Genomic DNA, 9,890 nt, shown 5'->3' with positions numbered 1-9,890 from the left:
CCAACCGCCTGACCGCCAGTCCCGACAAAATCGGGCAATACCTCCGCCCGAAACCTCTCGCAGCAGCCTAAATCGGTATCGAACACCCTCTCAGACATCAGATCGCCATGGACGGGCTCGCTGAGATCGTGGCATCCCACGAGGATGCGCACGGCGAGCTCACAGAGCAGGAGATCGCAACCGCTCATCGCGAGCTGTTCGGGGACGAGAAGGCCCGGCATGTCGATCGGGGCGCTGCGTGAAGGAGCAGCCGGCTCGCTCGCTGGTGCTCGACTCCGAGGCGCTCTCCCTGCTCCTCCGCAACGACCGCAAGATGGTGGCGCGCATCGAGGCATCCCGGCAGGTCGGAGTTCCTGTCCTCGTGTCTGCGCTGGCCATCGTCGAAGCCGTGCACGGGAAGACCGACATGGCGCGCTTGAAGTGGGTGCTGTCCCGGCTGCGGGTGGAGCCGGTCAGTCAGGATGACTCCCTGACCGCAGTGAACCTTCTTCACGACGCAGGCGGGTTGCACGGGCACAAGTACGCGATCGACGCCCTCGTCGCCGCACTCGCGCTACGCGTCCCGGCTCCAGCAATCGTTCTGACCTCCGACCGCGACGACTGGTCGAAGCTCTGCGGGAGCCGCGTGATCATCAGAGAGGTGTGAGCGCCGCCGACTACTGGGTTGACGAGTTCACTGGCACCAGTGGCACGCCGCGTACCCGACGCTGAGCAGCACCGGGACCCCCCGCCGCTCCGCCTCCGCGAACGCCTCCGGCCCCAGGGCCACCAGTCGACCGGGTTCTCGGCATGCTGCAGCAGGTACGGCGAGGTCGCGTCCGCGAGACGGTTCGGCATGCCCCCCATCCTCGCGCATCGGGGGCCGGGCGCCGGGACACCGGCTGCGGCGAGCCGGGCCCCGCGCGCGCCCGCGCGCTACTCCTTGGGGGCTTCCGGCTCCTCCGCGAAGTCGACCTTCTTGAACTGCCGGTTCATGGACTTGGCCAGGAACCAGGTGGCCACGCCGAGGGCGGCGAAGACGACGAAGCCGAGGAGTCCGGGGGTGACCTTGGCGTCGTCGACGGCGAGGTCGGCGGCGAGGTTGACGAGGTTCACGGGGGCGCTCATATCTCTATGGTGGCCCGGCTCACGGGGAGCCGGGCCATCGGGGGGTGGTTCAGTCGCGCGTGTCGGCGGCCTCGACGGCCAGGGTGGGGGTGCGCAGGCCGGCGAACAGGTCGTCCTCCGGCAGGTCCACGTCGATCAGGGTACGGGCGAGTTCGTAGTCCTCGGTGGGCCAGACCTCGCGCTGGACGTCCAGCGGGACGCGGAACCACGGCCCGTCGGGGTCGATCTGGGTGGCGTGGGCGATCAGCGCGCGGTCGCGGGTCTCGAACCAGTCGCCGCAGCTCACCCGGGTGGTGATCTCGCGCTCCTGGCGGCCGCTCTTCTCCCAGCCCGCGATCCACTCCCCGTACGGCGAGTCGTGGCCGTGCTCGGTGAGGTACTGGTGCAGGGCGCGGATGCGGCCCATCGGGAAGCCGTGGTTGTAGTAGACCTTCAGCGGCTGCCAGGGCTCGCCGGCCTCCGGGTAGGCGTCCGGGTCTCCGGCGGCGTCGAAGGCCAGCATGGTGATCTTGTGGGTCATGATGTGGTCGGGGTGCGGGTAGCCGCCGTTCTCGTCGTAGGTCGTGATGACCTGCGGCTTGAACTCCCGGATCAGCCGGACCAGCGGTTCGGCCGCCTCCTTCACGTCCTCCAGGGCGAAGCAGCCCTCGGGCAGCGGGGGCAGCGGGTCGCCCTCGGGCAGGCCGGAGTCGACGAAGCCGAGCCAGGCCTGCTTGACGCCCAGGATCGCCCGGGCCTCGTCCATCTCCTTGCGGCGCACCTCGTGGATGTTCTCCTCGATGTACGGGTCCCCCTGGAGCTTGGGGTTGAGAACCGACCCGCGTTCGCCCCCGGTGCAGGTGGCCACGAGCACGTCCACTCCCTGCTCGACGTACATGGCCATGGTGGCCGCGCCCTTACTGGACTCGTCGTCCGGGTGGGCGTGCACCGCCATCAGTCGCAACTGCTCAGTCAACGCCTTGCGTTCCTTCCACATATCGGGCGTTCCGCGAAGTCCGGTCCGCCCACCGTACGAGCCGCTCACGTCGGGGCCGCGTCGCCGCGGGACCGGCCGCGGACGAACCCCGGCCCGGTCGAGCCCCGCCCCCGCCGGACCGGCCGCGGGCGTGCCCCTCCTATAGTGACGGACTGGAGGAGCGTCGCATTCCCCCGCACCACCCGCGCGGCCCCTCCCGTCAGGAGAGGACTGGGTCCGATGAACGCGAGCACCACCACCCCGCAGCTGCCCGAGGGGCGCTACGGCCGGCGCGGCGACCGCGATTCGGACCGCCGCCTGAAGGTGGTCGGCGCGGTCTGCGGCGTGCTGGGCCTGGGCCTGGTGGCCTGGCTGGGCGGCTCCTACCTGCTGCGCGAGACCACGATCAACGGCTCGGTGCCGACCTTCCAGGCGGTCTCGGACTCCGAGGTCGAGCTGCACCTGGCGGTGCGCAAGAGCGGCGGGACGGCCGGCAGCTGCACGGTCCGCTCGCAGGGTTCGGACGGCTCGGTGGTCGGGGTGGCCGACTTCCCGGTGCCGGCCGACGGCTCCAGCTACGACGCCGTGGTCACGCTGCGGACCACCGCCCGTGGCACCACCGCCGAACTGCTGGGCTGCACGCCGGCGAAGAAGTAAGCCCCCGAAGGAGCGCGGAGGAGGAGGCCCGGCCGCCGAGTCGCACCGGCAGCGCGCCGCGCTCACCGGTACTCTGCCGGGCACCACCGGTACTCTGCCGGGCACCGGCGCATAACCGATCGGGAGAACGGGCATCCGTAGGAAGTCCCGCACCCGGCCCGGCACGCACCGCCCCCGTACACCGTGGCGCATTCGCTGTACACCGTGGCGCAACGCCGACGTCAATGGCGCGCCAACGACCCTTCTGCTTGTCGGCAGGACTTGTTAGGCTCGTGGTTTCGCCCCTTCCGCACCGGATGGTACGGGAGCGGGCGTTGCTTTGTAGTTACGACCGATATCACCACCAACCCTGCTGACGACTCACACCCTCAGCACAGCCCCAGCACCTACGAGGAGCACCCGTGACCCAGACCAGTGAGAACGTGACCTGGCTCACTCAGGCCGGCTACGACCAGCTGAAGGCCGAGCTGGATCACCTGACCGGGCCCTGGCGCATCGAGATCGCCCAGAAGATCGAGGCGGCGCGCGAGGAGGGCGACCTCAAGGAGAACGCCGGCTATCACGCGGCCAAGGAGGAGCAGGGCAAGTACGAGCTGCGCATCCGCCAGCTGACCCAGCTGCTGGAGCGTGCCAAGGTCGGCGAGGCCCCGGCCGACTCGGGTGTGGTGGCCCCGGGCATGGTCGTCACGGTCGCCTTCGACGGCGACGAGGACGACACCATGGAGTTCCTGCTCGCCTCGCGCGAGGTCGCCGGCGCCGACACCATGGACGTCTACTCGCCGCAGTCGCCGCTGGGCCGCGCGATCGACGGCAAGCAGATCGGCGACGAGGCGACCTACGATCTGCCGAACGGCAAGCCCGCCATGGTGAAGATCGTCAAGGTCGTGCCGCACGCCGGCTGACCAGGCCTGATCCGACGTGATCCGGCGCGATCCGGCCTGACCAGGCCTGACCGACAGACGAGGGCGGCCTCGGAGTCCAGGACTCCGCGGCCGCCCTCGCGGCGTACCGGGCGCGGTTCAGCCCACGGCCGAGCGGTACTTGCGCACCGACAGCCAGGAGAACACCGCGGTGATCAGCACCGACCAGAGCACCGACACCAGTGCGGCGTGCTGCATCGGCCAGGTGGCGTCCACCGGGCCGACCTGGTTGCCGAACAGGTCCCGGCAGGCCTGCACGGTGGCGCTGAACGGGTTCCAGTACGCGACCGCCTGCAGCCAGCCCGGCATCGAGCTGACCGGCACGAAGGCGTTGGAGACGAAGGTCAGCGGGAACAGCCAGATCAGGCCGGCCGAGGTGGCCGCCTCGGGGCTGCGCACCGAGAGGCCGATCAGCGCGCCGATCCAGGAGAACGCGTAGCCGAGCAGGAGCAGCAGGCCGAAGGCGCCGAGTGCGTTGAGCACGCCGTCGTGGATCCGCCAGCCGACCAGCAGCGCGACCAGGGCCAGCACGACCACGGTGAACGCGGTCTGGCACAGGTCGGCCAGGGTGCGGCCGACCAGCACGGCCGAGCGGGCCATCGGCAGCGAGCGGAAGCGGTCCACCAGGCCCTTGGTCATGTCCTCCGCGATCCCGGCGGAGGCGCCGGCGACGGCGAAGGTGACGGTCTGGGCGAAGATGCCGGCCATCAGGAACTGGATGTACGAGTCGGAGCTGGAGCTCGCCCCGGGGATCTTGATCGCCCCGCCCATCACGTACGAGAACAGCAGCACGAACATGACCGGCTGCATCAGCCCGAAGACCACGATCTCGGGGATCCTGGTCATCCGGCGCAGGTTGCGCTTGGCGACCACCCAGGAGTCGTGCAGGGTGGCGGCGACGCCGCGGCGCTGCCTGGGCATCGCCTCGCCGATGGCGTGCTCGGTGGCGGTGCTCATCTCAGCGCTCCGTTCCGGCCGCGACGGCCTGCTTGTCCGGTCCCTGGCCGTCGGAGCCGTCCTGTCCCTGGCCGTCGGAGCCGTCCGGCCCCTCGGCGGGCGGCCCCTCGGCGGACGGCCCGCCCTTGCCCCGACCGCCCCGGCCGCGGCCGCCGGAGCCGTTCTCCTCCTCCACCGCCTCGGCGACGTGGCCGGTGAGGGTGAGGAACACGTCGTCCAGGGTCGGGCGGCGCAGGCCGATGTCGTCGATCTCGATGCCGCGGGCGTCCAGTTCGCGGATGACGTCGGCGAGCACCCGGGCGCCGCCGCTGACCGGCACGGTGATCCGGCGGGTGTTCTTCTCCACCGCCGGCTCGCCCAGCGCGTACCCGGACAGCGCCGCGACCGCGTCGGTGACCAGGCCCGGCTCGTGCACCACGACCTCTATCCGCTCGCCGCCGATCTGGGCCTTGAGCTGGTCGGCGGTGCCGCGGGCGATCACCCGGCCGTGGTCGACGACGGCGATGTCGTGCGCCAGCCGGTCGGCCTCCTCCAGGTACTGGGTGGTGAGCAGCAGCGTGGTGCCCTGCTCGACCAGGGTCTCGATGACCTCCCAGAGCGCGAGCCGGTTGCGCGGGTCGAGGCCGGTGGTCGGCTCGTCGAGGAACATCACCGGCGGCCGGACGACCAGCGCGGCGGCGAGGTCGAGGCGGCGGCGCATGCCGCCGGAGTAGGTCTTGGCAGTGCGGTCCTTGGCCTCGGTGAGGTTGAACCACTCCAGCAGCTCCAGCGCCCGGACCTTCGCCTGACGGGCGCTCATCTGGTAGAGCTCGCCGACCATCTGGAGGTTCTCGAAGCCGGTGAGGTACTCGTCGACCGCCGCGTACTGGCCGGACAGGCCGATCAGACTGCGGACCTTGTTGGGGTGCTTGAGCACGTCGACGCCGGCGACCACCGCGCGGCCCGAGTCGGGGCGCAGCAGGGTGGTGAGGACCCGCACGGTGGTGGTCTTGCCGGCGCCGTTCGGGCCGAGCAGCCCGAGCACCGTGCCCTCGGGGACGTCGAGGCTCACGCCGTCCAGGGCTCGTACGTCGCCGAAGGTCTTGACCAGGTTCTCGGCTTGGATGGCTGGCGCCATGGCCTGCCTCATCTCCTCGGACGAATATGGGCGATCTGTCACACTCTGCCCCTTTTTCGGGCATGCGGGCGACTCGGTTTTCGCCTACCGGCGCACAGAACGCGATGTATCGCGAGTCTGGCAGCACGCGATATATCGCGTCAAGGCATAGGGCTCCGCCATCGTGACAGGGACCACTGACATCCACCGAGATCCGCTGAGGCCCGCCCCGCACCATCCGGCGCCCGAGGCGCCAAGCCCCCCAAGCGCCCCAAGCGCCCCAGGCTTCTCAGGCTCCTCAGGCGCCTTCGGGACTCAGCTGGAAACGACGTACCCCGCGTCCCGCAGCTCGCCGACCACGGCCGCGCAGTGCTCCGGCCCCTTCGTCTCCAGGTGCAGGTCCACCTCGACCTCGGTCAGCCCCAGCCGCGGGTCGATCCGCACGTGCGCGACGTCCAGCACGTTGGCGTCCAGCCTGGTCAGCACCCCCAGCAGGTCGGCCAGCGAGCCCGGCTTGTCCGCCAGCCGCACCCGCAGCGACAGGTACCGGCCGGCCGCCGCCAGCCCGTGCCGCAGCACCCGCTGCATCAGCTGCGGGTCGATGTTGCCGCCGGACAGCACGGCCACCACCGGCCCCTCGAAGGAGTCCGGCTGCTCCAGCAGCGCCGCGATCGGGGCCGCCCCGGCCGGTTCGACCACCAGTTTCAACCGCTCCAGGCCGAGCAGCAGGGCCCGCGACAGCGCGTCCTCGGAGACCGTCCGGACGCCGTCCGCCAGCGAGTTGACCACCTCGAACGGGATGTCCCCGGGCCGGCCGACCATGATCCCGTCGGCCATCGTGGCGTAGTGCTCCAGCGACACCGGCCGCCCGGCCGCCAGCGAGGGCGGGTACGCGGCCGCGCCCGCCGCCTGCACCCCCACCACCCGGACGTCCGGCCGCAACGGCTTGACCGCCGCCGCGATCCCGGCCAGCAGGCCGCCGCCGCCCACCCCGGCCAGGATGGTCCGCACCTCGGGGCACTGCTCCAGGATCTCCAGCCCGACGGTCGCCTGGCCGGTGACCACGTCCCAGTGGTCGAAGGGGTGGATGAACACGGCGCCGGTCGCCTCCGAGTACCGCTGCGCGGCCTGCAACGCCTCGTCCACCGTGGCACCGTGCAGCCGCACCTGCGCGCCGTACTCCCGGGTCGCCGCGACCTTGGGCAGCGGTGCCGCGACCGGCATGAACACGGTCGAGTGCACCCCCAGCAGCGAGGCCGCCAGCGCCACCCCCTGCGCGTGGTTGCCCGCGCTCGCCGCCACCACCCCGCCGGCCCGCTGCACCGGCGAGAGCCCGGCGATCCGCACGTACGCGCCGCGCAGCTTGAACGAACCGGTGCGCTGGAGGTTCTCGCACTTCAGGTGGACCGGCGCGCCGATCAGCCCGGACAGGTACCGGCTGCCCTCCATCGGCGTCACCCGGGCGATTCCGGCGAGCATCTTCTGGGCGCCGCGGACGTCGTCGAGGGTGACCGGCCAGTTGTGCATAACGCCAGCCTACGGTGGTCGACACCGGCAATCCGGGATGCCGGGGCTGTTCCCGGGCCCGCCCCGCCCGCGTACGCTGCTGCTTCTGAGCCTCCCTCACCGCACGACGATCGTGAGCCGCGATGACGACGACCTCGCCCCAGGCCACCGACCGCACCGACCCCGTGCACGCCCGACTCCAGTACCAGCTGGCGGTGTTCGCCCGCCGGATGGACCAGGTCCGGACCACCGGCGGCGGTCTCGGCGCGCTGGACCGGGCCGCCTACCTGCTGCTCGACCGCCTGGAGCGGCACGGGCCCGCCAACGTCAAGGCGCTGGCCGAGTCGCTCGGCGTCGACTCCTCCACGGTGACCCGGCAGGTCGCCCCGCTGGTCGCGGGCGGGTTGGTCGGCCGGGTCCAGGACCCGGCCGACCGCCGCGCCGTACGCCTCGCGCTGACCCCGGTCGGCTCCGGCCGACTGGCCGAAGTCCGCGACGGGCGGGCCGAGTTGACCCGCCGCCTGACGGCCGACTGGCCGCCCGAGGAACAGCAGGCGTTCTGCGCCCTGCTGGCCCGCTTCAACCACGCGATGGAGTCGTACACCGCGGACCAGCAGGGCCAGTGACCGCCGACGGCCGGAGGCCGTCCCTCGCGCTCGGACCGATCACCCGTCGACACACAGCCGAACGGGTGCATTAACACGATTTTCAGATGACAACACCAACGAGTCACGATGCTCGGCCCTCCAGCCCGGAACACTCCGAGGGCCCCATTGTGTCCACATGGTGAGAGGACTGAGGTGAAGCCCAGTCAGAACCCGGTGACCACCGTCACCTGGAGACGCCGACTCGGCAGGACGGTGGGTTCCGTCCTGGCCCTGACGCTCGTGCCCTTCGGCATGTCACTCGTCGCACCGCCGGCCGCGTACGCGGCCGGTCTTCCGGGCGGCCTCGGGCCGTGCCTGGGTGCGGACTGTCCCGCGACGTTCCCCCCGGTCAACAACGGTCCCTTCGCAGGCCGCGACGACGGCGTGAACATCTTCGTCGGCGGCGACTTCAACGTCGGCGGTTCCGCCGCGGAGGCCGAGGGGCACGTGGTGACCCTCGGCAACTTCGACCTGAACAAGGCCCCGGGAGGCAGCTCCGTCTACAACATCGGCATCGTCGGCGTCGGCTCACGGGTCCCCCCGCCGAACGGCGCCGACTTCCTCACCGCCGGAGGCAACGTCACGGTGGCCCCGGGGCAGAGGCTCCTGGCGGAGGGCGGCGTCGTCCGCTACGCGGGCACGGCCACGGGCACCATCGTCGGCACGAAGGTCCAGGAAGCACAGGCCGTGGCCGCCTACACGCCGCTGCGCGGTCAGCTGCAGACGGCGAGCGAGTGCTACGCCGGGGTCGGCACACCCCGCCCCGTCACCGGAACCGCGGTCAACCAGGGGTACCAGACCCTGTTCACCGGTGACGGCACCTCCGCACTCCAGGTCTTCAACGTCGACTTCGACATCGCCGGGAACGGAGGTTCCACTCAGGGCATCGCGTTCGCCGGCATCCCCGCGAACGCGACGGTACTCGTCAACCTCGTGGGCGGCGCCCGCACCATCAACACCTACAGCGGGAGCCTCCAGGACACCGATCCCTGGAACCGGCTGCGCGAGCGCCTCCTGTGGAACTTCCCCGCCGCGACGTCCGTCACGCTCAAGGGATCGGGGCAGTTCCAGGGCAGTGTGCTGGTCGGCAACCCGGCCAGCACCGCCGCCATGAGCCTGCCCGGTCTGAACGGACGGTTCTTCACCACCGGTTCGCTGCTCCAGAACTCCGGCTCGGGGATGACCGGGACCGAGTTCCACGCCTATCCCTTCAACGGCGACCTTCCGGCGTGCGGAAGTCCCGCTCCCACCGCCTCGACCAGCGTGACCAAGGTCGACTCCGCCACCGGGCAGCCCCTGGCGGGGGCCACCTTCCAGCTGTGGCGTGAGACCAACGGCGTCCCCGGCCTCCAGACCTCGGGGGTCACCCCGGACACCGAGGTGGGCGCCCCCTGCACGACCGGGGCGAACGGCGTCTGCTCCACGGCCGGTCTCCCGTTGGGCACCTACTACTGGCAGGAGACCGCCGCTCCCCCCGGTTACGACCTGCCGCAGCCCGCGGTGACGACCGTGGTCCTCGACACGAACGGGCAGAACGTCCCGGTGACCGTCCAGGACACCAAGTCCCCGATCGTCGAGACCGGGTCCACAAGCGTGACCAAGGTCGACTCCGCCACCGGGCAACCGCTGGTCGGCGCCACCTTCCAGCTGTGGCACGAGACCAACGGCGTCCCCGGCCTCCAAACCACCGGAACCAACCCCGACACCCCCGTCGGCTCCCCCTGCACCACCGGAGCGAACGGCACCTGCTCCGCAAGCGGCCTCCTCCTCGGCACCTACTACTGGCAGGAAACCGCCGCTCCCCCCGGCTACGACCTGCCGGAACTCAACGTCACCACCGTCGTCCTCGACACCAACGGACAGAACGTCCCGATCACCGTCCAGGACACCAAAGCCACCGCCCCGACCGCGTCCACAAGCGTGACCAAGGTCGACTCCACCACCGGACAGCCACTGGCCGGCGCCACCTTCCAACTCTGGCACGAGACCAACGGCGTCCCCGGCCTCCAAACCACCGGAACCAACCCCGACACCCCCGTCGGCTC

11 protein-coding genes and 1 pseudogene are annotated in these 9,890 nt (G+C 71.1%); 5 read left to right on the top strand and 7 right to left on the bottom strand.

Annotated elements, in window-relative coordinates; genetic code table 11:
- On the bottom strand, window positions 1-221 hold a 221-nt coding region (locus ACIP37_RS36870), incomplete at its 3' end, for a hypothetical protein (protein ID WP_400845343.1).
- A gap of 17 nt (window positions 222-238) precedes the next feature.
- Here ACIP37_RS36870 and ACIP37_RS36865 point away from each other — a divergent pair.
- Complete coding sequence (locus tag ACIP37_RS36865) at window positions 239-646, top strand: type II toxin-antitoxin system VapC family toxin (protein WP_400809773.1); 408 nt, start codon at window positions 239-241, stop codon at window positions 644-646.
- A 27-nt stretch (window positions 647-673) separates the two neighbouring features.
- On the opposite strand, the pseudogene ACIP37_RS36860 reads toward ACIP37_RS36865, so the two are convergent.
- From ACIP37_RS36860 to mca, 3 genes and pseudogenes are all read right to left on the bottom strand, one after another.
- Window positions 674-837 (bottom strand): annotated as a pseudogene (locus tag ACIP37_RS36860) (DUF255 domain-containing protein).
- 78 nt (window positions 838-915) lie between these two features.
- Window positions 916-1,107 carry a hypothetical protein gene (locus ACIP37_RS36855; protein ID WP_063348010.1) on the bottom strand — a complete coding sequence of 64 codons (192 nt, stop codon included), beginning with the start codon at window positions 1,105-1,107 and terminating at the stop codon, window positions 916-918.
- 49 nt (window positions 1,108-1,156) lie between these two features.
- On the bottom strand, window positions 1,157-2,062 hold the full coding sequence (gene mca / locus ACIP37_RS36850; protein ID WP_063351176.1) for a mycothiol conjugate amidase Mca: 906 nt from the start codon (window positions 2,060-2,062) through the stop codon (window positions 1,157-1,159).
- A 240-nt stretch (window positions 2,063-2,302) separates the two neighbouring features.
- On the opposite strand from mca, the gene ACIP37_RS36845 reads away from it, so the two are divergent.
- Together ACIP37_RS36845 and greA are read left to right on the top strand one after the other, a co-directional pair.
- A complete protein-coding gene (locus ACIP37_RS36845; RefSeq protein ID WP_363621330.1) occupies window positions 2,303-2,719 on the top strand; it encodes a DUF4307 domain-containing protein in 417 nt (138 codons plus the stop codon).
- A 401-nt stretch (window positions 2,720-3,120) separates the two neighbouring features.
- Window positions 3,121-3,621: a transcription elongation factor GreA gene (gene greA, locus ACIP37_RS36840; RefSeq protein ID WP_363585467.1), complete on the top strand. Its 501-nt coding sequence runs from the start codon at window positions 3,121-3,123 to the stop codon at window positions 3,619-3,621.
- 117 nt (window positions 3,622-3,738) lie between these two features.
- Here greA and ACIP37_RS36835 read toward each other — a convergent pair whose 3' ends face one another.
- From ACIP37_RS36835 to ilvA, 3 genes are all read right to left on the bottom strand, one after another.
- On the bottom strand, window positions 3,739-4,596 hold the full coding sequence (locus tag ACIP37_RS36835; protein ID WP_363621326.1) for an ABC transporter permease: 858 nt from the start codon (window positions 4,594-4,596) through the stop codon (window positions 3,739-3,741).
- A 1-nt stretch (window position 4,597) separates the two neighbouring features.
- A complete protein-coding gene (locus tag ACIP37_RS36830; protein WP_400809770.1) occupies window positions 4,598-5,713 on the bottom strand; it encodes an ATP-binding cassette domain-containing protein in 1,116 nt (371 codons plus the stop codon).
- A 294-nt stretch (window positions 5,714-6,007) separates the two neighbouring features.
- Window positions 6,008-7,219, bottom strand: coding sequence for a threonine ammonia-lyase (gene ilvA, locus ACIP37_RS36825; protein ID WP_363585470.1), 1,212 nt, complete (start codon window positions 7,217-7,219; stop codon window positions 6,008-6,010).
- A 122-nt stretch (window positions 7,220-7,341) separates the two neighbouring features.
- Between ilvA and ACIP37_RS36820 the strand changes: the two genes are divergently transcribed.
- On the top strand, window positions 7,342-7,824 hold the full coding sequence (locus ACIP37_RS36820; RefSeq protein WP_063348015.1) for a MarR family winged helix-turn-helix transcriptional regulator: 483 nt from the start codon (window positions 7,342-7,344) through the stop codon (window positions 7,822-7,824).
- Between the two features lie 174 nt (window positions 7,825-7,998).
- A partial coding sequence (locus ACIP37_RS36815; RefSeq protein ID WP_400845340.1) for a choice-of-anchor A family protein occupies window positions 7,999-9,890 on the top strand: 1,892 nt, incomplete at its 3' end.

It is taken from the genome of Kitasatospora sp. NPDC088861 (assembly GCF_044750105.1).
In the GTDB taxonomy this organism is placed as follows: Bacteria; Actinomycetota; Actinomycetes; order Streptomycetales; family Streptomycetaceae; genus Kitasatospora.
The sequence above is the reverse complement of the archived record's forward strand: the minus strand, read 5'-3'. Positions and strand labels throughout refer to the sequence as shown.